Source organism: Aeromonas sp. 102P (genome assembly GCF_051920345.1).
Classification (GTDB): domain Bacteria; phylum Pseudomonadota; class Gammaproteobacteria; order Enterobacterales; family Aeromonadaceae; genus Aeromonas; species Aeromonas veronii.
Genome location: NZ_JBQBCZ010000001.1, coordinates 2,465,013 through 2,487,024, shown reverse-complemented (window position 1 = coordinate 2,487,024; position 22,012 = coordinate 2,465,013). Strand labels below are relative to the sequence as shown.

At 60.2% G+C, this 22,012-nt stretch carries 17 protein-coding genes and 1 pseudogene; 15 read left to right on the top strand and 3 right to left on the bottom strand.

Going from position 1 to position 22,012, the window contains the following annotated elements; translation table 11 throughout:
* Window positions 1-162: 162 nt before the first annotated feature.
* Together ACTG1K_RS11780 and ydiJ are read right to left on the bottom strand one after the other, a co-directional pair.
* Window positions 163-651, bottom strand: a complete 489-nt coding sequence (locus ACTG1K_RS11780; protein ID WP_139411404.1) for a hypothetical protein — start codon at window positions 649-651, stop codon at window positions 163-165.
* Window positions 651-3,722 carry a D-2-hydroxyglutarate dehydrogenase YdiJ gene (ydiJ, locus tag ACTG1K_RS11775; protein ID WP_440005442.1) on the bottom strand — a complete coding sequence of 1,024 codons (3,072 nt, stop codon included), beginning with the start codon at window positions 3,720-3,722 and terminating at the stop codon, window positions 651-653. The genes ACTG1K_RS11780 and ydiJ overlap by 1 nt, the downstream gene beginning before the upstream one ends.
* A gap of 167 nt (window positions 3,723-3,889) precedes the next feature.
* Between ydiJ and ACTG1K_RS11770 the strand changes: the two genes are divergently transcribed.
* The 4 genes from ACTG1K_RS11770 to ACTG1K_RS11755 all read left to right on the top strand — a co-directional run bounded on the left by ACTG1K_RS11770 (window position 3,890) and on the right by ACTG1K_RS11755 (window position 9,103).
* Window positions 3,890-4,816, top strand: coding sequence for a cation diffusion facilitator family transporter (locus ACTG1K_RS11770; RefSeq protein ID WP_058056662.1), 927 nt, complete (start codon window positions 3,890-3,892; stop codon window positions 4,814-4,816).
* A gap of 300 nt (window positions 4,817-5,116) precedes the next feature.
* Window positions 5,117-6,652, top strand: a complete 1,536-nt coding sequence (locus tag ACTG1K_RS11765; protein WP_058056661.1) for a TerC family protein — start codon at window positions 5,117-5,119, stop codon at window positions 6,650-6,652.
* A 196-nt stretch (window positions 6,653-6,848) separates the two neighbouring features.
* A complete protein-coding gene (locus tag ACTG1K_RS11760) occupies window positions 6,849-7,970 on the top strand; it encodes an alkene reductase (protein ID WP_058056660.1) in 1,122 nt (373 codons plus the stop codon).
* 146 nt (window positions 7,971-8,116) lie between these two features.
* Window positions 8,117-9,103 (top strand): zinc-binding dehydrogenase, encoded by a 987-nt coding sequence (locus ACTG1K_RS11755; RefSeq protein ID WP_440005439.1) that lies wholly within the window; start codon window positions 8,117-8,119, stop codon window positions 9,101-9,103.
* Between the two features lie 111 nt (window positions 9,104-9,214).
* Here the strand turns inward: ACTG1K_RS11755 and ACTG1K_RS11750 are convergent, their stop codons facing one another.
* Window positions 9,215-10,279 carry an adenosine deaminase gene (locus tag ACTG1K_RS11750; RefSeq protein ID WP_440005437.1) on the bottom strand — a complete coding sequence of 355 codons (1,065 nt, stop codon included), beginning with the start codon at window positions 10,277-10,279 and terminating at the stop codon, window positions 9,215-9,217.
* 197 nt (window positions 10,280-10,476) lie between these two features.
* Between ACTG1K_RS11750 and ACTG1K_RS11745 the strand changes: the two genes are divergently transcribed.
* The 11 genes and pseudogenes from ACTG1K_RS11745 to nuoF all read left to right on the top strand — a co-directional run bounded on the left by ACTG1K_RS11745 (window position 10,477) and on the right by nuoF (window position 21,999).
* Window positions 10,477-11,226, top strand: coding sequence for an HAD-IIA family hydrolase (locus tag ACTG1K_RS11745; protein WP_440005435.1), 750 nt, complete (start codon window positions 10,477-10,479; stop codon window positions 11,224-11,226).
* Window positions 11,227-11,280: 54 nt separating this feature from the next.
* The gene (locus ACTG1K_RS11740) at window positions 11,281-12,855 is read left to right on the top strand and encodes a cation:proton antiporter family protein (protein WP_088869592.1); all 1,575 of its coding nucleotides are present in this window, start codon (window positions 11,281-11,283) and stop codon (window positions 12,853-12,855) included.
* Window positions 12,856-12,985: 130 nt separating this feature from the next.
* Complete coding sequence (locus ACTG1K_RS11735; RefSeq protein WP_440005433.1) at window positions 12,986-13,354, top strand: cupin domain-containing protein; 369 nt, start codon at window positions 12,986-12,988, stop codon at window positions 13,352-13,354.
* Window positions 13,355-13,546: 192 nt separating this feature from the next.
* Window positions 13,547-15,211, top strand: coding sequence for an asparagine synthase B (asnB, locus tag ACTG1K_RS11730; RefSeq protein ID WP_440005431.1), 1,665 nt, complete (start codon window positions 13,547-13,549; stop codon window positions 15,209-15,211).
* Between the two features lie 246 nt (window positions 15,212-15,457).
* On the top strand, window positions 15,458-15,982 hold the full coding sequence (locus tag ACTG1K_RS11725) for an acyloxyacyl hydrolase (protein WP_047438955.1): 525 nt from the start codon (window positions 15,458-15,460) through the stop codon (window positions 15,980-15,982).
* A 227-nt stretch (window positions 15,983-16,209) separates the two neighbouring features.
* Window positions 16,210-16,877: pseudogene (locus tag ACTG1K_RS11720) on the top strand (IS3 family transposase); the annotation flags it as partial.
* Between the two features lie 193 nt (window positions 16,878-17,070).
* Window positions 17,071-17,475 (top strand): NADH-quinone oxidoreductase subunit A, encoded by a 405-nt coding sequence (locus tag ACTG1K_RS11715; RefSeq protein WP_005344919.1) that lies wholly within the window; start codon window positions 17,071-17,073, stop codon window positions 17,473-17,475.
* A 29-nt stretch (window positions 17,476-17,504) separates the two neighbouring features.
* Window positions 17,505-18,179, top strand: a complete 675-nt coding sequence (locus ACTG1K_RS11710; RefSeq protein ID WP_005344917.1) for a NuoB/complex I 20 kDa subunit family protein — start codon at window positions 17,505-17,507, stop codon at window positions 18,177-18,179.
* A 2-nt stretch (window positions 18,180-18,181) separates the two neighbouring features.
* Window positions 18,182-19,987: an NADH-quinone oxidoreductase subunit C/D gene (gene nuoC, locus ACTG1K_RS11705; RefSeq protein WP_064341151.1), complete on the top strand. Its 1,806-nt coding sequence runs from the start codon at window positions 18,182-18,184 to the stop codon at window positions 19,985-19,987.
* A gap of 87 nt (window positions 19,988-20,074) precedes the next feature.
* The gene (gene nuoE / locus ACTG1K_RS11700; protein WP_005337236.1) at window positions 20,075-20,617 is read left to right on the top strand and encodes an NADH-quinone oxidoreductase subunit NuoE; all 543 of its coding nucleotides are present in this window, start codon (window positions 20,075-20,077) and stop codon (window positions 20,615-20,617) included.
* The gene (nuoF, locus tag ACTG1K_RS11695) at window positions 20,614-21,999 is read left to right on the top strand and encodes an NADH-quinone oxidoreductase subunit NuoF (protein WP_139463864.1); all 1,386 of its coding nucleotides are present in this window, start codon (window positions 20,614-20,616) and stop codon (window positions 21,997-21,999) included. The genes nuoE and nuoF overlap by 4 nt, the downstream gene beginning before the upstream one ends.
* The last annotated feature ends 13 nt before the right edge of the window (window positions 22,000-22,012 follow it).

The following is a 22,012-nucleotide window of genomic DNA, read 5'->3' as shown; positions in this document are numbered from 1 at the left end:
CAGACTCCTTATGTAAGCGATGAATGCGTACCGATATGGGTGAAACGCCCTCCATCGGCAAAATGGTTCGGTTATGTGAGTTGTTGGTTACCGGGTGACGTGGTAACAACGCAGCACCGACCCGGAGCTGCGTTTTACACAATCATGCCATTAAGCGGGATGTCACCAGGGGTAGGTAACGCCGGGCCACTCGGACCAAGGCACATCTCGCCCCGGCAAGCGGGGTTCTGGCCACTGCCACACCCTGGCGAGCCAGTCGCGCAGCTGAATCTCCAGCTCCTCATCCGTGATAGGCGCCTCGGCCATCTTCCAGAAGAAGAGCTCCACCGCTACCTCAGGCAACACCGAGGGGTAGAGATAAACCCCGCCCCAAAATTGCGGCTCCCGATCCGGGCTCCAGAGGCCATAGGCAAAGGAGCGCTTGGCCAGAAACTCCGACTGCTGCCACTCCAGATCTCCTTCGTGCTGGCTCAGGCTGAAGTTGGCTGAGGGCCAGAGATCGTTCGGGCGAAACAGCTGATGGAGCTGCTCGCGCTCGCGCAACATGGCGACAAACTCCACCACCGCCTGAGCGGGAGTGGTGGGTAACAGCAAGAAACGTGGGTGCCGATAGGCCTTCGGCACCCGAAACCGCTTGGGAAACGTCAGCATCAGAGCAGCTCCAGCAGGGCTTGCAATGGATGTTTGAGCTTTTCCCCCTCCATCCGCTTGACCTGACTGCGACACGAATAGCCGGTCGCCAGACAGCGCGCTCTGGGCAGGCGGGCGAGCGGGTCGGCCCAGCTCAACCCATAAATCCCCTTGGAGTTCTCCACCTGTTTGACGTCGTGACCATAGGTGCCCGCCATACCGCAGCAACCCACAGAGACTGGCTTCAAGCTGGCCCCGAAGCGGCCAAACAGGGTGCTCCAGTCGCCGTGAGTGGAGGGCTTGGCGGTCTTCTCGGTGCAGTGGGCAAAGAGATACCAGGGCTCGCCCCCCTCCTCGCTCTTGGTCTTGTCAGTGCGAGCAGGCAGTTGATCTGCTGGCAGCGAGAGCAGCCACTCCTGCGGCAACAACACCTGAAAATCACCGCGGGCCGACCCCAGCGCCTTGGCATACTCGTCGCGATAGCAGAGCACCATGGCCGGATCCACCCCCACCATAGGAATACCAAGCGCCGCCACCTTGTTGAGGAACTGGGCGCTGTTGGCGGCGGTGCGGGCAAAGGCGCGCAGGAACCCCTTGATATGCTGGGGTTTACCGTTGGGTTTAAAGGGCAGCAAGTAGGGCTGGAAGCCGAGCTTGCTGGCGAGTTTCACCAGGTCGCGCACCACGGGGGCGTCGTAATAACTGGTGAAGGGATCCTGCACGATGAGCACTACCTGCTTGCGCTGCTCGGCACTCATCCGCTCCAACCCCGGCAGATCAAAATAGCGGGCGCGGTTGTCATGCAGGCTCTCGGCCAGGGTCGGCACCGAGAGCAGCGGCACATCGACCATACCGATACTCTTCTCGGTCGCCTTCTGGGCCCACTCTTTTTCGAGGAAGAAGTTGACCAGCTTCGGCGCCTTGGCGAGCAGCGGCGCATAGCTTTCAACGGTGCCGACGAAGTAATCCTTCGGCGCACGCAGGTAGCGGCCGTGATAGAGCTGCATAAAGCGGGCGCGAAAATCGGGCACATCCACCTTGATTGGGCACTGACTGGTGCACGCCTTGCAGGCAAGGCAGCCCGCCATCGCCTCCATCACCTCATGGGAGAAATCATACTCGCCGCGCTGTTTAGCCCAGCTGTTGCGCACCTTGTCCACCAGCTGTTTGAAGCGCACACCACCGGATTGCAGCGCCACCTCTTCCGCCAGCGGATCGAACCCCTGCTCCGCCAGCTGACGCAGCCATTCGCGCATCAGTCCCGCCCGCCCCTTGGGGGAGTGGCGGCGATCGCGGCTGATCTTGACCGAGGGGCACATGGGGGAGTCGGTCTCGAAGGTGAAGCAGAGACCGTTGCCGTTACAATCCATGGCGCGGGTGTAGCTGGTGCGCACTGCGAGCGGGATCTGGCGGTCATACTTGCCGCGCTTGGGCCCATCCACCGACACCAGCTCGGCATCGCTGCCATAGGGGATACAGATCTTGCCCGGGTTGATACGGTTGCCCGGGTCGAACGCCCCCTTGACCCGCTGCAGCTCTTCCCACAGCTCGCCAAAGAAGGCGGGGCTGTATTCGGAGCGAAAGCCCTTGCCATGCTCGCCCCACATCAGGCCGCCATATTTGGCGGTGAGCGCCACCACCTGATCGGAGATGCGGCGCAGTAGCACCTCCTGCTCGGGATCGCACAAATCCAGCGCCGGGCGCACGTGCAGCACACCGGCATCGACGTGGCCAAACATGCCGTAGTCGAGGCCGTGGGCGTCCAGCAGGGCACGAAACTCCATGATGAAATCGGCCAGCGACTCTGGCGGCACGGCGGTATCTTCAGTGAACGCCACCGGCTTCTTGCGTCCTTCGGCGTTGCCCAGCAGCCCCACCGATTTCTTGCGCATGTTGTAGATGGTCTCGATGCTCGGCAGGTGGTCACATACCTGATAGCCGATAATCCCGGCTTCACTCTTGGCCAGCAGCTCGTCGATACGGCGGCAGAGCTCAGCCACCTTGGCCTTGTGTTCTGCCTCGTCGGTATCGGCAAACTCGACAATGTTGAGCCCCTGCAGATCCTTGCCGGGCACATCCTGAATAAGTTCTTTCACCGAATGCCAGATGATGTCGGCGCGGGCCAGCCCGAGCACCCGGGAGTCCACCGTTTCCACCGAGAGGGCCTGCGCCTGCACCATAAAGGGGGCATTGCGCAGGGCGGAGGGGAAGCTGTCGTACTTGACGTTGACCAGAGTGCGATAACGCGGGATGGGGGTGATATTGAGTTTGGCTTCGGTGATAAAGCCGAGAGACCCTTCAGATCCGCACAACACCCGACTCACATCCAGCGTGTCGGTATCCGGTTGATATAGGTGCTTGAGATCGTAGCCGGTCAGAAAGCGGTTGAGCTTGGGGAAGGTCGCCTCGATGTCGGCGCGGCGCTCCTTGCCGATGCGATAGAGGGTACGATAGATCTCCCCTTCCCGATTCTCCAGCGCCAGCTTGTCGGCCAGTCGCTCACCGGTCAGCGGCTCGGTGGCCATGATGTCGCCATTCTCCAGCACCGCTTTGAGCCCCAGCACGTGATCCGAGGTTTTACCGTAAACGAGGGACCCCTGCCCCGAGGCATCTGTGTTGATCATGCCCCCTAAGGTGGCGCGGTTGGAGGTGGAGAGATCCGGCGAGAAGAAGTAGCCGTGAGGCTTGAGATAGGCGTTGAGCTGGTCTTTTACCACCCCGGCCTGGGCACGTACCCACCCCTCCTCCAGATTAATTTCCATGATCTGGTTCATATAACGGGAGAGATCGACGATAATGCCGCCGCCCAATGACTGACCATTGGTGCCGGTACCGCCACCGCGAGGGAAAAAACTCAAGGAGGCGAACGCCGGCTCTGCGGCCAGCTTGAGCATTGCTGCTATGTCATCCGCACTGCGCGGATAGAGAACCGCCTGAGGTACTACCTGATAGACGCTGTTATCCGTCGCCATCGCCAACCGGCTTGCATAAGACTTTTCGATATCACCACGAAATGCGCTGCGCTCTAGCAACTCAAGAAACTGCAGGGTTGCGGGTGACAAACTGTCCTGGTAATCGAGTCTCGGGATCATGAATCCTTGTTCCCATCCTTTGCTTGATGCCGGCACGCCGGCGACAACGACTGGCCAGCCGCCTGTCAATGGCAGTCAGGCCAGTCCGCTCACATGTGAGCGGGCAGTATATCAGCTAGAAAACCGCTTGCGCTTGGCAATATTCACCATTTGAAAGGAGGACTTTTATGGCTCACCACAGCCATGTTATCAGTACGCTGGTCACCACCGAAAAACAGGCGCTTACCCTGTCGCTGTTCGGTTGTATCACCTTTGCCATCTTCGGCATCGGCTACGGCCTCTTCGTCGGTTCCAACGCCATCATGCTCGATGGTATCTTCACCCTGTTCAGCATGGGCATGACAGGCCTCGGTCTTGTTACCGCCTATCTCGTTACCCGTCCTTCCGATGCGCGCTTCCAGTATGGCTACGCCCACTTCGAGCCCATCACCAACGTTATCAACGGCTCCATTATTCTGCTGCTCTGCCTTGGCGCTCTCTATAGCGGCATCACCACCCTGCTGGATGGCGGACGAGAGATCGATCTCGGCCACGCCCTTATATATGCCGCCGTCTCCACCTTCTTCTGCGCCATCATCTATCGCATCGAAGCCCAGGTCGCCGAGCAGGTAGACTCCGAGCTGGTGCGGGTCGACTCCAAAGAGTGGCTGGTGGATACCCTGCTCAGCGCCACCCTGCTTATCGGTTTCGTGGTCGCCATTGGCCTTGATGCCATCGGCTACGGCCAATACAACCGCTACATAGACCCGGTGCTGGTCTCGCTACTGGCCCTCTGTGCCACCCTCATTCCCATCAAGGTGCTCGGTCGCAACCTGCGGGAAGTGTTGAAGATCGCCCCCAAGGGGGATGTGCCACGGCAAGTCGAGCAGGAGATCGAGGCGCTGCGCCAGCGCCACGGCATCGAGTGCTACAGCCATCTGGCCAAAAGCGGTCGCCGCTTCGATCTGGAATTGAACATTCTGGTGGCGCCGGGTCAGGAGTGGCCCGTCGAACGTCAGGATGCCCTGCGTCAGGAGCTCTGGTCTCGCCTTGGCGACACCCTGGGGGATGCCTGGCTCTCGGTCTGTTTCACCCGCGAAAAGCGCTGGTTGTAACGACCGCACGGGGGAGCGTGGCACGGCCGCCTCCCCCTGTCGCATCACAACCCCATCACGCCCCGCTGACACTGCTCTTGCCAAATTGGCGCCAGCCGCTATCATCAGGGCTCATTTTTCACCCGAGGTTTTATTGCCCATCATGGACAATCCCCGAAGTTGCCCTTCGTCTCTCTCTGTCAAAGCCTATCTTTTTCTGCTTAATCAGCGCCTCTGAATAACACCTTTGCCTTGCTGTTACTGCGGCCATCTTGCGCCGTGCTCACTCTTTGCTCTGTCTGTTTTTATTGAGGTCATACAATGGAATTGCTGCTGGATCCCCATATCTGGATTGGTCTGTTTACCCTGATCATTCTGGAAATCGTGCTGGGGATCGACAACCTGGTCTTTATCGCCATTCTGGTGAAAAAACTGCCCCCCGCCCAACGGGACAAGGCACGCGTCATCGGCCTGTCGCTGGCCCTGCTGATGCGACTTGGGCTCTTGAGCGTCATGTCATGGCTGGTCACCCTGACCACCCCGATTTTGCACCTGTGGGATCACCCCTTCTCCGGTCGGGACCTGATCCTGATGGGGGGCGGCCTGTTCCTGCTGTTCAAGGCCACCTCCGAGCTGCATGAGCGGCTGGAAGCCAAACCCCAGGATGACGGCCCGGTCGGCGCCTACGCCAGCTTCGGCGTGGTGATCGCCCAAATTCTGGTGCTCGATGCGGTCTTCTCGCTCGACTCCATCATCACTGCCGTCGGCATGGTGGAACACCTTGGCGTGATGATGGCCGCCGTGACCATCGCCATGGTGGTGATGGTGCTCGCCTCCAAACCGCTGACCCGCTTCGTCAACGCCCACCCCACCGTGGTGGTGCTCTGTCTAAGCTTCCTGCTGATGATCGGCTTCAGCCTGGTGGCGGAAGGGTTCGGCTTCCATATTCCGAAGGGCTACCTCTACGCAGCCATCGGCTTCTCGGTGCTGATCGAGTTTTTCAACCAGCTGGCCCAGCGCAGCGCCATGCGTCACGAATCCAAGCAGCCGCTGCGTGAGCGCACCACCGCCGCCATCTTCAAATTGATGGGCAGCAAGGCCTATCAGGATCAGCCGGATGACGATCTGGATGCCCCGGCCGTAGCGCCGGTGAGCTTTGGCGAGGAGGAGCGCTATATGGTGACCGGCGTGCTGTCGCTAGCCGAGCGCTCCATTCGCACCATCATGACCCCGCGCTCGGAGATGGCCTGGATCGATATCAACGACTCCAGCGACGAGATCCGCGCCCTGCTGCAGCGCGAGCCCCACAGCCTCTTCCCCATTTGTGACGGGGATCTGGACGAGGTGATCGGAGTGGTCAAGGCGCGGGACCTGCTGTTTGCCTTGAATGAAGGGCAATCCTTAAGTGAACTGGCCAAGCAGAACGACCCCATTATCGTGCCGCAAACCATCAACGTGATCCGTCTGTTGGCGGAGCTGCGCAAAGCCAAGGGGAGCCTTATTCTGGTCTCCGACGAGTTTGGCGTCATTCAGGGGCTGGTCACCACCCACGATCTGCTGGAGGCCATCGTCGGCGAGTTGCCGGACGAGGACGAAACCCCGGATATCGTACGCGATGGCGAAGGGTGGCTGATCAACGGCAGCACCAACATCCACCATGTGGAGCAGGTGCTGGAGCACGAGGGACTGGTGAGCGAGAGCGATGAATACGTGACCCTGGCGGGCATGCTGCTCTCCCACTTCGGCACCCTGCCCACCCCGGGCCAGCAGTTGCAACTGCAGCAGCTCAACTTCGAGGTGATCGAGGTGAGCGAGCGGCGCATCGAGCGGGTGAAAGTGATGCCCGCCGCGGCTTGAGCCTGCCACCAGCAGAAAACAGAAGAGGGCCAGACGGCCCTCTTTTTTATGCTTCAACTTTATGCCTCAACGCCTCCTTTCCCGACGGTTTGTGCTGATTGCTGCATCAAGCACAATTCTATTGTGCAATTACCCCTCTTTTTCACAACAAGATAGCGGCATAAAGTGGCCTCACTTCCACCATGAGGAACTCAAGATGAGCCACGATCACCTGTTCTGCCCGCTGCGCCTCGGCCAGCTGCACCTTGCCAACCGCATCGTCATGCCCCCCATGACCCGCTCCCGTGCCAGTCAGCCCGGTGATGTGGCCAACGCCATGATGGCGAGCTACTACGCCCAGCGCGCCGAGGCGGGCCTGATCATCAGCGAAGGCACCCAAATCGACCCCATGGGCAAGGGCTATGCCTGGACGCCGGGCATCTACAGCGCCGAGCAGATCGCTGGCTGGAAAATGGTGACCGATGCCGTGCACGCCAAGGGGGGCACCATCTTCGCCCAGCTCTGGCACGTGGGCCGGGTCACCCATCCGGATAACATCGGCGGCGCCCAGCCCATCTCCGCTTCAGCCCTGCCCGCAGTGGGCGTCAAGGTGTTCGTCGATAACGGCAGCGATGCGCCGGGCTTTGTCGAGACCGTCACTCCGCGCGCCATGACTCAAGCCGATATCGATGCGGTGGTGGGCCAGTTCCGTCAGGCAGCTCGCAACGCCATCAGCGCCGGTTTTGACGGCATCGAGCTGCACGCCGCCAACGGATATCTGATCAACCAGTTCCTCGACTCCGAATCCAACGCCCGCACCGACAATTACGGCGGATCGCTGGAAAACCGGCTGCGCTTTCTCAAAGAGGTGACCGAGGCAGTCAATAGCGAAATCGGCGCCGATCGGGTCGGGGTGCGTCTTGCGCCGCTCACCACCCTCAACGGCACCGTCGATGCCAATCCGCAGGAGACCTATCTGGCCGCCGCCCGCCTGCTGGGCCAGCTCAATGTCACCTACTTGCACATCGCCGAAGCGGACTGGGACGATGCCCCCCTGATGCCGGAGAACTTCAAGCAGGGTCTGCGCGATGCCTTCCCCAACACCCTGATCTACGCCGGTAAATATGATGGTGATCGCGCACGCGCCGCCCTCGAAGCGGGCTGGGCCGACATGATTGGCTTTGGTCGCCCCTTCGTTGCCAACCCGGATCTGCCGAACCGGCTGCGCCACGGCTATCCGCTGGCCCCCCACGATCCGGCCACCCTGTTCGGCGGCGGCGAGAAGGGGCTGACCGATTACCCCGTCTATCAGGCCGATGACGCAACCGCCAGCCGCTGATTGTCGATGGCCAACCGGCTACGTAACGCAGGCCCCACAGGTTGGGGCCTGCCGATTGTTGCGCATTAGCAACAGTGATATGACTGACCGAATCACTGTTGCAATAATCTCGTTGTTCTCTCCCCTCGCTTTCACAAGGAGTCATCATGAATCACACCCAAGCCTGGTGCTGGCATGCCCCCGGTGAACCGACCCAGCTTACCCTCGCCGATCTGCCCCTGGCACCGCTCGCCCCTGACGAGGTGCTGGTGGCAAACCGGGTCATCGCCTTCAATCCGGTGGACTGGAAGCTGATCGAATATGGCCACTCCAACTGGCTGGACGGTCAGGTGCCCGGTGTCGATGGCATGGGCACTATCGTGGCCCTCGGCGCCAACGTCAGCCATCTGCGTCTCGGCACCCGGGTCGCCTATCACACCGACCTGCGTCACCACGGCAGCTTTGCCCGCCACACCAAAGTGGCCGCCTGCGCCCTGCTGCCGGTGCCCGATGCCCTGAGTGACGAGGCGGCCGCCGCCCTGCCCTGTCCCGGCCTCACCGCGTGGCAGGCGCTGGCCAAGTTGCCGCGCCTGCACGGGGAAGCGCTGCTCATCACAGGTGCTGGCAGCAGTGTCGGCCGCTTTGCGGTGCAGCTCGCCCTCCAGCAAGGAGCGCGAGTCTTTGCCAGCGCCAGTCCACGTCATCATCCGTGGCTCAAGCAGATAGGTGTGCAGGGGGTGGCCGATTATCGGGATCCCGACTGGCTGGCCGCCTTGCAGGTGGCCAACGGCAACGAGCCGTTTGAGGGGATCATCGATCTGGTCTCCAGCCAACAGGCAGAGAGCCTGCTGCCTGCCCTTGGCTACTACGGTCACATGGTGACTGTGCTGGGGCGCATCCCGCACAACCCGCTACCCGCCTTTGCCCATTGCCATTCGTTGCACGAGATTGCGCTGGGCGCCCAGCACGCCTTTGGCACCGACAAGCAGTGGAGCCGACTGGTGGCCGCCGGTGTCGCCATGATGGAGCAGATGGCGAGCGGCGAGCTGACCCTGCCGCCGCTGATGGTCGGCAATTTCGAGGCACTGCCGACCCTACTCGAGCGCTTCAAGCGCGAAGGACAGGGCGAAAAGTTTCTGGTGCGAGTGGCGTAATGCCGCCCTCCTCCAGCAACCACGCCAGCCTTTGAACTAAGAAAGGCCCGCCAGTAATGGCGGACCTTTCTTTATATAGTGCATGTCATCTCGACTTCATTGACTCCTGACTCAATGCAGGATCACCCCGTGGGTCTCGGCATAACTGCGGATCTCCCGGGTCAGCCGCGCCTTGTCGGCCAAGCTCAGCCAGCTCGCCTCCACCGCATTGAGCGACAAGCGGCAGAGCTGACTCATGGTCGCGCCAAGGCCATCTGCCAGCGCCACAAAGTTGGCGTTCATATAGCCGCCAAAGTAGGCGGGGTCGTCCGAGTTGATGGTGACGCAGAGCCCCTGCTCCAGCAGCCGCAACACATTGTGCTGGGCCATATCGCCGAACACCTTGAGCCGGGTGTTGGAGAGGGGGCATACGGTGAGCGGCAGCCGGGTATCGGCCAGATAGCGCAGCAGCTCGGGATCGTCTGCCGAGCGCACCCCGTGATCGATGCGGCATACCTTCAGCTCGTTGATCGCCTGCCAGATGTAGTCGGCAGGGCCCTCTTCACCTGCGTGGGCCACCACCGGCAGCCCCAGCTCGCGGCATTTGGCAAAGACCCGGGCAAATTTAGTGGGCGGATTGCCCCTCTCCCCGGAGTCGAGGCCGATGCCGTGAATGTGTGACAGGAAGGGCTCCGCCTCCTCCAACGTAGCGAACGCCTCCTCTTCGCTGAGGTGGCGCAAAAAGCTCATGATAAGGCGCCAGCTGATGCCAAACTCCTTCTCCCCGGTCTGCAGCGCCCGCTCGATACCGCCGAGCACGGTAGCAAAGGAGATACCGCGGGCAGTGTGGGTCTGCGGGTCGAAGAAGATCTCCACATGCACCACCTTGTCAGCGGCGCACCGCTCAAGATAGGCCCAGGTGAGGTCGAAAAAGTCCTGCTCGGTAATGAGCACGCTGGCGCCGCGATAGTAGAGATCGAGAAAGGATTGCAGGCAGTCAAAGTCATAGGCGGCGCGCACGCTGGCCACGTCGGGCCAGGGCAATGGCACGCCGTTGCGGCGGCCCAGCTCAAACATCAGCTCGGGTTCGAGGCTGCCCTCGATATGCAGGTGCAGCTCCAGTTTCGGCAGTCCGGCGATAAATTGCGCGGCGGTGAGGTGTTCGGGGGTGACTGGCTTGGGAATCGGGGTGTCCATAGCGACGGCTCCATCAGCAAAGTGATCCGGCGTCAGCCCCTCCACCAGACTGACCCGACGGCAGCTTTATTGTGCACCGAAGTGGCGAGACAGGGGAGACTTGTCATCAAACAGACTTATAATGGCGTCACAAAAATCATAAACGATTGAACATCTTAACGATTGGCGGCTCGCCTGCGCCCTGACAAGGAGTTTTCATGAAGAAGAACGTCATCTGCGATATCGACGGTGTCATCCTGCACAACAACGATCTCATTCCCGGCGCCGACCGCTTCGTCCATCGCCTGCTGGAGCAGGGCAGCAAGCTGCTGTTTCTGACCAACTACCCGGCCCAGACCCAGAAAGATCTGCAAAACCGCTTCCGCTCCGCCGGGATCGAAGTGCCGGAGGAGTGCTTCTATACCTCCGCCATGGGTACCGCCGACTTCCTCAAGCGTCAGGATGGCAAGAAGGCGTATGTGATCGGCGAAGGGGCGCTGACCCACGAGCTCTACAAGGCCGGTTTCACCATCACCGATATCGACCCCGACTTCGTGGTGGTGGGCGAGACCCGCAACTACAACTGGACCATGATGCAACAGGGGGCCAAGTTCGTCGATCAGGGGGCCCGCTTTATCGCCACCAACCCCGATACCCACGGCCCCATGATGCACCCGGCCTGCGGCGCCCTGTGCGCCCCCATAGAGCGAATGACCGGCAAGAAGCCGTTCTATGTCGGCAAGCCGAGCGCCTGGATCATCCGTGCGGCGCTCAACCGGATGGAGGCCCACTCCGACGACACCATCATCATCGGCGACAACCTGCGCACCGACATTCTGGCGGGCTTTCAGGCCGGTCTCGAGACGGCGCTGGTGCTCTCCGGGGTGAGCAAGGTCGCCGATATCGACCGCATGCCGTTTCGCCCGAACCATATTTTCGACTCCGTGGTCGACATCGATATCGTCTAATCACCACCCAAGCGTTAAACAGGGCAGGTCTCTCCTGCCCTTGCAGGATCTGTTATGGAACCCATTCTGATCGCCGTGGCCTTTGGCTGCGGCATGGTAGTCAATCTGATTGGCCTGCCCCCCCTGCTCGGCTTTCTGGCCGCCGGTTTTATCCTCAACGGCATGGGATATGAAAATACTCCCGCCCTGAGCGAGGTGGCCGATCTCGGCGTCACCCTGCTGCTGTTCACCATCGGCCTCAAGCTCAATATCAAGACCCTGATGCGGCGCGATGTGTGGGGCACCACCAGCCTGCACTTGCTGCTCTCCACCCTGCTCTTTACCGTAGTGCTGCTGGTCTGCAAGGGACTGGGACTTGAACTTGCCCTCTCGCTGGACTGGAAACTGGCGCTACTACTGGGCTTTGCCCTCTCCTTCTCCAGCACCGTCTTTGCGGTCAAGGTGCTGGAAGATCGCAGCGACATGAATGCCCTCTACGCCCGCATCGCCATCGGCGTGCTGGTGATGCAGGATGTGTTCGCGGTGGCCTTTCTGGCCTTCTCCAGCGGCAAGTGGCCCAGTATCTGGGCGCTCTGGGTGCTGGGACTGCCGCTGCTGCGCCCGCTGCTGTTCAAGCTGCTGGAGCGGGCCGGTCACGGCGAGCTGCAGGTGCTGTTCGGAGTCTTTCTGGCGCTGGTGGTCGGGGCTGCCGGTTTTGAAGTGGTCGGCCTCAAGCCGGATCTGGGGGCCCTCATCATCGGCATGCTGCTCGCCTCCCATCCGGCTGCGGCAGGGCTTGCAAAGGCGCTCTTCAATCTCAAAGACCTGTTTCTTATCTGCTTCTTCCTCACCATCGGCCTCAACGGCCTGCCGACCCACGACACCATGTTGCTGGCACTGGCGCTGGTGCTGGCCCTGCCACTGAAAAGCGCGCTCTACTATCTGGTCTACAGCGGCGCTCACCTGCGGGTACGTACCGCCCTGCTCTCGACCCTGGCGCTCACCAACTTCTCGGAGTTTGGCCTGATCGTCGCCGCCATCGCCGCCAAGGCGGGCTGGCTCTCCCACGAGTGGCTGGTGGCGGTCTCGCTGGCACTGGCGGCCAGCTTTATGATCTCCGCTCCCCTCAATGCCCAAAGCGAGCGCATTTATCACCGCATCGGCCACTGGCTGCGGGGATTGCAGGCGAGCAACCTCCATCCGGAAGACAGGCCCATAGAGCTGGGCGATGCCGAGGTGATCATCCTCGGTATGGGGCGGATCGGTCAGGGGGCCTACTTCGAGCTGGAGAACAAGTACGGCAACGTCATCCTCGGGGTGGAGAACGACAGCGAGAAGCTGCCCACCCTGCGCGCCCAGGGGATGAACGTCATCGAAGGGGATGCCACCGATACCGACTTCTGGGACAAGGTGCTGCTCTCCAATCAGGTCAATCTGGTGCTGCTGGCGATGCCCCACCACTCGGGTAACCTCTACGCCATCGAGAAGCTGCGCAGCCACGGATTCAACGGCAAGATCGCTGCCATCGTCCGCTTCGAGGATGATATCGCCTCCCTGCAGGAGCAGGGGGTGGATGCGGTGTTCAACGTCTACAACGAAGCGGGCAGCGGCTTTGCCCGCCATGTGATCCGCCGCTTGCAGCCGCTTTGAGTCGTCGGCCAGCAGCCCTTGGCAAGGGAATGCGCATCGTTTAAGTTATGCACAACCTCGTTTAATAAAACGAACAAACGCGGGGCCGGGATGGCCCCGCTTTCCTATCTGACGAAGCCAAGGAGGCACCATGAAGACCCTCAACGACTGGATCCTGCTCGATCGCCATAAGGCGGTCCCTACCCCGCTGATGCCAGCCCCCGAGCGCATTAAAGCGGGCAACCCGGCGCAAACGGTGTGGAACCACTACTCCGACCCAAGCCAGCAGTTTCACGTGGGCTTCTGGGCTTGCGAGCCGGGCCGCTGGACCATTCACTACACCGAGCACGAGTATTGCCAGCTGCTGGAGGGGGATGTGGTAATCCACGACAGTGAGGGCGGCCAGCTGGCCCTCAAACCCGGCGATCAATTCGTGATTCCGGCCGGCTTTGTCGGCGAGTGGGAGACCCTCACCCCCTGTCGCAAGGTCTATGTGATCTTCGAACCCGCCTCGACTTGACGTTCACGTCACCCTGCCCCGTTGAAGCAACCCTTATCCTGTTGATCTGCTTGACGCTTACGGCATGATTTTCTGCGGTTTTCCCGCTTGCAAAAGGTTTTTCCGCTAGGCATTGTGTCTGACGAGGAATGTAAATGGAATTTCGAGCCCAAACGTGGGGGGCTCATATAAAAATCAAGAGGATTACCGCCAATGTGTTCAATTTTCGGCATTCTGGATATCAAGTCCGATGCAGTAGCCCTGCGCAAATCGGCGCTGGAGATGTCCAAGCGACTTCGTCACCGCGGGCCTGACTGGTCCGGCGTCTACAGCTCCGACAAAGCCATTCTGGTGCATGAGCGTCTGGCCATCGTCGATCCGGGCAATGGCGCCCAGCCGCTCTACAACCCCGAGCGCACTCACGTATTGGCCGTCAACGGCGAGATCTACAACCACAAGGAGCTGGAGAAGAGCCTCAAGGTCGACTTCCAGTTCCAGACCAAATCCGACTGTGAAGTGCTGCTCGCTCTCTACAAGGAGAAGGGCCCGGCGTTTCTCGACGATCTCAACGGCATCTTTGCCTTCATTCTTTATGACGCCGAACAGGATGCCTACCTGATTGGTCGCGACCACATGGGGATCATCCCCCTCTATACCGGTCGCGACGAGCACGGCAACTTCTATGTCGCCTCCGAAATGAAGGCGCTGGTGCCGGTCTGCAAGAGCGTCGAAACCTTCCCGCCGGGACACTATCTGTGGAGCAAGGATGGCGAGCTCAAACAGTGGTACAAGCGCGACTGGATGGAATACAGCGCGGTCGAGCACAACGTCAGCGACAAGGCCGAGCTGAAAGCCGCGCTGGAAGCGGCGGTCAAACGCCAGCTGATGTGTGACGTGCCTTATGGCGTGCTGCTCTCCGGCGGACTGGACTCCTCCGTCATCTCCGCCATCACCAAGCTCTATGCGGCGCGCCGCATCGAGGACGATGGCAAGAGCGAAGCCTGGTGGCCGCAATTGCACTCCTTCGCCGTCGGTCTGGAAGGGTCTCCGGATCTCGCCGCCGCACGCAAGGTGGCTGATCACCTCGGCACCATCCATCACCAGATCCACTTCACCGTGCAGGAGGGTCTGGATGCCCTGCGCGACGTCATCTATCACCTCGAGACCTATGACGTCACCACCATCCGCGCCTCCACGCCCATGTATCTGATGGCACGCTACATCAAGGCGATGGGGATCAAAATGGTGCTCTCCGGCGAAGGCTCTGACGAGCTGTTCGGCGGCTATCTCTACTTCCACAAGGCGCCCAACGCCCGCGAGTTCCACGAAGAGAACGTGCGCAAGCTCGCCTCCTTGCACCTCTATGACTGCCTGCGCGCCAACAAGTCGATGGCCGCCTGGGGTGTGGAGGGTCGCGTGCCCTTCCTCGACAAAGAGTTCATGGACGTGGCGATGCGCCTGCAACCTGCCGACAAGATGTGCGGCAAGGGCAAGATCGAGAAGCACATCCTGCGGGAAGCCTTCGAGGATCTGCTGCCCCACGAAGTGGCATGGCGCCAGAAGGAGCAGTTCTCCGACGGCGTAGGTTATTCGTGGATCGACAGCCTGAAGGCGATGGTCGAGACCGAAGTGACAGATCAGATGTTCGAAGCGGCCGCATTCCGCTTCCCCATCAACACCCCGCTCACCAAGGAAGCCTACTTCTACCGCGCCATCTTCGACGAGCAATTCCCGCTGGAAGCCGCCGCCCGTACCGTGCCCTACGGCAAGTCGGTCGCCTGCTCCACTCCTACCGCGCTGGAGTGGGATGCCAAGTTCAAAGAGATGGCCGATCCGTCCGGCCGCGCCGTAATGGACGTGCACCAGCAGGGCTACTGAGCCTGCACGCCAAACCGAGCGGATAACGTCAGATAGCAAAAAGCCCTTCACCATGGTGAAGGGCTTTTTCATCTCCACGCGGTCACGCCTACCAAATCACATCAGACCATCGCAGATAGTTGATTTTTCATAAATATTTAATTTTTTTACCGAGTGGCCATGCATTGACAGTGAGCGCGTCAATTGACTATGCCTGAAGGGTGATCAACAGGATCACCAAGATGACAACAAGGATCAGGAGGGGGCATGGACGCTAACACTCTATCAAGGATCGCCCTGCTGACAGCACTGCTTGCCAGTCCGTCTGCAATGGCCAATGACAATATTCTTGCCCTGCAGCTGGGCAAGGCGTTCAGCAATGAAAAGCTCGACATCAAGATCGCCGATGCCAAGTTTCACCATATGTTCTGGCGCTGGGGAGACTCGGTCTGTCAATTTGGATTGGGAGCACGTGGCGGTACGCTCAAGGTAGAAGATGAAGAGACCGCCAGACTGGGGGGCGGCGCCCGTATCGAATGCCAATGGGGTAACTGGGTGACCTGGCTCCCCGGCGAAATGGTCTGGCTCGATCAGTACCAATTTGGCACTCGCGGCCACGGCTACAAGGATTACGGCGGCCCCTTCCAGTTCGCTCTGGGGATCGGCCTCGGCTACGCCATCACCAAGAATTGGCTGATCGGTTATCAGTATGAGCACATGTCCAACGCCCATATGTATGACAAGAATCCGGGGCTGGACAGCCATACCCTCCATATCGAGTACCGTTTTTGACTACAAACCCATTCCTTAGACTGCAGACTGCGCTGCTGGATACAAGCAGGTGTACATTGCTCAAAACGACATGCCCATAGCCTCGTTGACCAATTGTGATATACACAAAATAGGCGTCATAGCCGACTGGCCAGCAATGCAGCCACCGAGAAAAAAAGTATCGCCGTGCAGCTAGAAGAACTACCGGAGTGGCATCTGGATGCGAGAAGGGAGTGATCTGCTGAGACGACTATCTGGCTCGCAGGAGAGTGATTAACCGTAAGCGCATGCAACTGCGGCGGTTGTTCACAGCGAGCCAGAGCTCAGCAGGCCGCAACCCCTTGATGTCGGTGATGCGGATGTTGTGGGTATCAGCTTGGCCGAGTCAAAATACGTAACCTGATAAAGGAAGCCGGGCTGGCATCCAAACAACCGGGCGCACACCGCTATAGGTGTTGCACGGTCAAAACGACCAGACATTCCCAATCTGCTGGCCCGAAAAATTGATCTTCCGCAACCCAATCAAGAGTGATGTGGAGATACCACCGACGGCTGAGCAGGCGCTCGTTAGCATTACCTTGGCCGCAATGCTCGCCCTGCATAACCAGCGGGTCATGGGTTGAGCAGTGTCTGACAAACCTGATGCAGTACTGAGAACAAAAGTGCTCGATATGGACAATCTGGAGCGGGCTTTCCCCTCAGGTGTCGTTTCAATCTGCCTGGGTAACCGACACGACAACTGGGCCTTTCCGCAACGACGGTGGCACTATCGCATGACCCAGAACATGAGCCGTAGTAGTAACTGCTGGGATAACGGCTGATGGATTACTACAACTGGCAGCGTCCACATCGCCAGAATTATGGGATGCTGCCAGCAAAAGCCAAGGAACGGCCTAACCAAATGTACGTATTTAGTTGGACCAGTACGCTTTCCAGACCTTTCTCGCCCGCCATAACCAACAAAAAAGTGCGCTTCTTAACAAAATTTAATTACCAGTTAACCGATTAATAATTAACCCGTAAAAATGACATGTAAATCAGTGCGAAAGTGTCATAATGCGTAACATTATTGTTAAGTCGCTTGATTAATTTGGTTAGGAAAAACCTCTATGTTTGCTGATATTTCTGCTCAACATTGGGCTTTTGCCATTTATGTCATCGGTGCCATCACCATCTGTCTGGTAATGATAGGTCTCGCCGCCCTGCTGGGAGGTCGCGCCTACGGCCGCACCAAGAACAAGCCATTTGAATCCGGTGTCGACTCGGTCGGCAGTGCCCGCCTGCGTTTTTCCGCCAAGTTCTATCTGGTCGCCATGTTCTTCGTCATCTTCGACGTCGAGGCGCTCTACCTGTTTGCCTGGTCTGTCTCCGTGCGGGAGAGCGGCTGGGTCGGCTTTATTGAAGCCACCATTTTCATCGGACTGCTGCTTATCGGCCTGATCTACCTCTGGCGCATCGGCGCACTGGACTGGTCACCGCGCAAACCGCAGCTGAACAACAAAAACAGTGATTGAACCACAGACCCTTTCCTTGAGGTTGCACCATGAAGTACACCCTGACCCGGATTGACCCGGATGCACCCGTTGAGCGCTACCCCCAGGAGCAGCGCCAGACCGTCGATGACCCACTGGCGCAAGAAGCGACGCGCGGCATCATGATGGGCCGCCTCGAGGAGGTGCTGCAAGACACAGTCAACTGGGGCCGCAAAAACTCCCTCTGGCCTTACAACTTCGGCATCTCCTGCTGCTACGTGGAGATGTGTACCGCCTTCACCTCCCCCCACGATGTGGCCCGCTTCGGCGCCGAAGTTATCCGCGCTTCGCCCCGTCAGGCCGACTTCATGGTGATTGCAGGGACCCCCTTCATCAAGATGGCGCCAGTCATCCAGCGCCTGTATGAACAGCTGCTCGAACCCAAGTGGGTGATCTCCATGGGGGCCTGTGCCAACTCCGGCGGCATGTATGACATCTATTCAGTGGTGCAGGGGGTAGACAAGTTCCTGCCGGTCGACGTCTACATTCCGGGTTGCCCGCCCCGTCCCGAAGCCTTTTTGCAAGCCCTGATGCTGCTGCAGGACTCCATCGGCAAAGAGCGCCGTCCCCTCTCCTGGGTAGTGGGCGATCAGGGGATCTACCGTCCCCAGATGCAGGCCGAAAAAGAGCGCAAGCGCGGCGAACGGATCAATGTGACCAACCTGCGCACGCCGGATGAGATCTGACCATGAAACTGACTCGTGATTTTCCCAGCAATTACGCCATGGCCCAGTGGCAGCCCAGCGACCACAAGGATGCCAAAGTCATTGGCGAACTGTTTGCCCACTTCGGGGCCGAGCACTTCACCGTGCAGACCACGCGCACCGGCGTGCCGGTGGTCTGGCTCCCCCGCGAACTGCTGCAGGATGTGATGGGCTTTTTGCGCAAGGTGCCCTCCCCGTTTGTGATGCTGTTTGATCTCAGCGCCACCGATGAGCGGCTGCGCAGCCATCGCGAAGGTCTGCCCCAGAGCGATTTCACCGTCTTCTATCACCTCATCTCCATCGACCGTAACGCCGATGTGATGCTGAAAGTGGCGCTGGCCGAGAGTGACCTGCATCTGCCCACCATCACCAACCACTTCCCCAATGCCAATTGGTACGAGCGGGAAGTGTGGGATCTGATGGGCATCACCTTCGATGGCCACCCCCATCTGACCCGCATCATGATGCCCAAGAGCTGGCAGGGTCACCCGCTGCGCAAGGATTACCCGGCGCGCGCTACCGAATTCGATCCCTTCATGCTCGATGCCGCCAAACAGGACATGGAGCAGGAGAACCTGCTGTTCAAACCGGAAGAGTGGGGGCTGGCCCGCGGCAACGAGAATGAGGACTACATGTTCCTCAACCTCGGCCCCAACCACCCCTCTGCTCACGGCGCCTTCCGGTTGGTGTTGCAACTCGATGGCGAGGAGATCCGCAACTGCGTGCCCGACATCGGCTACCACCATCGTGGTGCCGAGAAGATGGGTGAGCGCCAGTCCTGGCACAGCTACATCCCCTATACCGACCGGGTCGAGTATCTGGGCGGGGTGATGAACAACCTCCCCTATGTGCTGGCGGTCGAGAAGCTGGCCGGCATCAAGGTGCCGCAGCGGGTCGACATGATCCGGGTGATGATGGCGGAGCTGTTCCGCATCCAGAGCCACCTCTTGTTCCTCGGAACCTATATCCAGGACGTGGGGGCCATGACCCCGGTCTTCTTCACCTTCACCGACCGGCAGAAGATCTACACCATCATCGAAGCGATCACCGGTGCCCGCATGCACCCGGCCTGGTTCCGTATCGGCGGTGTGGCCCACGACTTGCCGAAGGGATGGCAGCGGCTGGTGCAGGACAACCTGCTGAGCTGGCTGCCCAAGCGGCTGATGGATTACGAGAAAGCGGCGATGCGCAACAGCATTCTGCGCGGTCGCACCATAGGCGTCTCTGCCTACACCACCGAGCAGGCGTTGTCCTGGGGTACCACGGGGGCCGGATTGCGCGCCACCGGCCTCAACTTCGACGTGCGCAAGTGGCGTCCCTACTCCGGTTACGATCAGTTCGACTTTGAAGTGCCGGTCGGCAGCAATGGTGATGCCTACGACAGAGCCACCGTGCGGATCGAGGAGATCCGCCAGAGCATGTCGATCATCGAGCAGTGCATGAAGAACATGCCGGAGGGCCCCTTCAAGGCGGATCATCCGCTCACCACCCCGCCGCCCAAAGAGCGCACCTTGCAGCACATCGAGACCCTGATCAACCACTTCCTGCAAGTGTCTTGGGGCCCGGTGATGCCCGCTGCCGAGTCGTTCCAGATGATTGAGGCGACCAAGGGGGTCAACAGTTACTACCTGACCAGTGACGGCTCCACCATGAGTTACCGGACCCGGATCCGCACCCCGAGCTTTGCTCACCTGCAGCAGATCCCCTCGGTGATCAAGGGCAGCATGGTGTCGGACCTCATCGTCTATCTGGGCAGTATCGATTTTGTTATGTCGGATGTGGACCGTTAAGTGATCCGCCCTCCCGGCCATGGCCGGGAATCGGGAATAGGGATCGCCGGACGAGCAGTAAAAGGACAAGCCACCAAAGGTCAAGTCATGAGCCAGCAATGTCAGTGTCACAATAATCAGACCCCACAGGGGCAAGGGGCATGCAGCAGCAAACAGGACGACTTCGTTCTGAGCCAGGCTGAACGCGATGCCATCGAACACGAGAAACACCACTACGAAGATCCCCGCGCCGCCAGCATCGAAGCGCTCAAGATCGTGCAACAGGCCAGAGGCTGGGTTCCCGACGGCGCCATTCATGCCATCGCGGCCGAGCTCGGCATTCCCGCCAGCGACGTGGAGGGGGTCGCCACCTTCTACAGCCAGATCTTCCGCCAGCCGGTGGGGCGTCACATCATCCGCGTCTGCGACAGCATGGTCTGCTACATCAATGGCCATGAAGATCTGCTGGCCGGTCTCAAGGAGGTGATGAACCTCGGCCCCGGTCAAACTACCCCGGATGGCCGCTTCACCCTGCTGCCGGTCTGCTGCCTTGGCAACTGCGACAAGGGGCCAGCCATCATGATCGATGACGACACCTATGGCGGTCTCGATCCGGTGACCTTGCTGAAAACCCTGGAGGCTTACCCATGAGCCTGCCGCAGAACAAGATCCTCGCCTCTCTTGGCACCGCCAATCGCACCCCGCGAGCCCCCGAGACCCACCCGCTCACCTGGCGGCTGCGGGATGACGGCCAGCCGGTGTGGCTGGAGGAGTATCAGGCCAAACAGGGCTATGAAGCCGCCCGCAAGGCGCTCGGCCAGATGAGCCCGGACGAGATTGTCAGTACCGTCAAGGATGCCGGTCTCAAGGGGCGTGGCGGCGCGGGCTTCCCCACGGGTGTGAAGTGGGGGCTGATGCCCAAAGACGAGAGCATGAACATCCGCTACCTGCTCTGCAACGCCGACGAGATGGAGCCCAACACCTGGAAAGATCGCCTGCTGATGGAGCAACTGCCCCACCTGCTGATCGAGGGGATGATCATCAGTGCCCGGGCGCTCAAAGCCTATCGCGGCTATATCTTCCTGCGCGGCGAGTATGTGGATGCCGCCATCCACCTGCGCCGTGCGGTGGAAGAGGCCAAGGCCGCCGGTCTACTGGGCAAGAACATTCTGGGATCCGGTTTTGACTTCGAGCTGTTCGTCCACACCGGCGCCGGCCGCTACATCTGTGGTGAAGAGACGGCGTTGATCAATTCGCTGGAAGGGCGCCGTGCCAACCCGCGCGCCAAACCCCCCTTCCCCGCCGTCTCCGGCGTCTGGGGCAAACCCACCTGCGTCAACAACGTCGAAACCCTCTGCAACGTCCCCGCCATCATCGGCAACGGAGTCGCCTGGTATCACGGGCTGGCGCTGCCGGGCTCGGAAGATCACGGCACCAAGCTGATGGGTTTCTCCGGCAAGGTGAACAACCCCGGGGTCTGGGAGCTGCCCTTTGGCATCACCGCCCGCGAGCTGTTTGAAAATTACGCCGGCGGGATGAAGAGCGGCTATCGCCTGAAAGCGTGGCAACCGGGCGGCGCGGGAACCGGCTTCCTGCTGCCGGAGCACCTCGATGCCCAGATGTATACCGCCGGTATCGGCAAGGTCGGCACCCGGATGGGGACTGGCCTCGCCATGGCGGTGGATGACTCCATCAGCATGGTCTCCTTACTGCGCAACATGGAGGAGTTCTTCGCCCGCGAGTCGTGCGGCTGGTGCACGCCCTGCCGCGACGGCCTGCCCTGGAGCGTCAAGCTGCTGCGGGCACTGGAGCGTGGCGAAGGGCAATCCGGCGATCTGGCGACCCTAGAGCAGCTCTGTGGCTTCCTTGGCCCGGGCAAGACCTTCTGCGCCCACGCACCGGGCGCCGTCGAGCCGCTGGCCAGCGCCATCAAATATTTCCGATCCGAATTCGAGGCCGGGATCAAAGGCAGCGGCGACAACCGCAAGCCGGTCAAAGGGATCCAGCCCAATCTGCTGGGCGAGCGCTGGTAACGACACCACAGAT

Bases quoted from the DNA above. Each gene is read 5' to 3' on its own strand.
- ACTG1K_RS11780 (WP_139411404.1), bottom strand. From the start codon at position 651: ATGCTGACGTTTCCCAAGCGGTTTCGGGTGCCGAAGGCCTATCGGCAC.
- ydiJ (WP_440005442.1), bottom strand. From the start codon at position 3,722: ATGATCCCGAGACTCGATTACCAGGACAGTTTGTCACCCGCAACCCTG.
- ACTG1K_RS11770 (WP_058056662.1), top strand. From the start codon at position 3,890: ATGGCTCACCACAGCCATGTTATCAGTACGCTGGTCACCACCGAAAAA.
- ACTG1K_RS11765 (WP_058056661.1), top strand. From the start codon at position 5,117: ATGGAATTGCTGCTGGATCCCCATATCTGGATTGGTCTGTTTACCCTG.
- ACTG1K_RS11760 (WP_058056660.1), top strand. From the start codon at position 6,849: ATGAGCCACGATCACCTGTTCTGCCCGCTGCGCCTCGGCCAGCTGCAC.
- ACTG1K_RS11755 (WP_440005439.1), top strand. From the start codon at position 8,117: ATGAATCACACCCAAGCCTGGTGCTGGCATGCCCCCGGTGAACCGACC.
- ACTG1K_RS11750 (WP_440005437.1), bottom strand. From the start codon at position 10,279: ATGGACACCCCGATTCCCAAGCCAGTCACCCCCGAACACCTCACCGCC.
- ACTG1K_RS11745 (WP_440005435.1), top strand. From the start codon at position 10,477: ATGAAGAAGAACGTCATCTGCGATATCGACGGTGTCATCCTGCACAAC.
- ACTG1K_RS11740 (WP_088869592.1), top strand. From the start codon at position 11,281: ATGGAACCCATTCTGATCGCCGTGGCCTTTGGCTGCGGCATGGTAGTC.
- ACTG1K_RS11735 (WP_440005433.1), top strand. From the start codon at position 12,986: ATGAAGACCCTCAACGACTGGATCCTGCTCGATCGCCATAAGGCGGTC.
- asnB (WP_440005431.1), top strand. From the start codon at position 13,547: ATGTGTTCAATTTTCGGCATTCTGGATATCAAGTCCGATGCAGTAGCC.
- ACTG1K_RS11725 (WP_047438955.1), top strand. From the start codon at position 15,458: ATGGACGCTAACACTCTATCAAGGATCGCCCTGCTGACAGCACTGCTT.
- ACTG1K_RS11715 (WP_005344919.1), top strand. From the start codon at position 17,071: ATGTTTGCTGATATTTCTGCTCAACATTGGGCTTTTGCCATTTATGTC.
- ACTG1K_RS11710 (WP_005344917.1), top strand. From the start codon at position 17,505: ATGAAGTACACCCTGACCCGGATTGACCCGGATGCACCCGTTGAGCGC.
- nuoC (WP_064341151.1), top strand. From the start codon at position 18,182: ATGAAACTGACTCGTGATTTTCCCAGCAATTACGCCATGGCCCAGTGG.
- nuoE (WP_005337236.1), top strand. From the start codon at position 20,075: ATGAGCCAGCAATGTCAGTGTCACAATAATCAGACCCCACAGGGGCAA.
- nuoF (WP_139463864.1), top strand. From the start codon at position 20,614: ATGAGCCTGCCGCAGAACAAGATCCTCGCCTCTCTTGGCACCGCCAAT.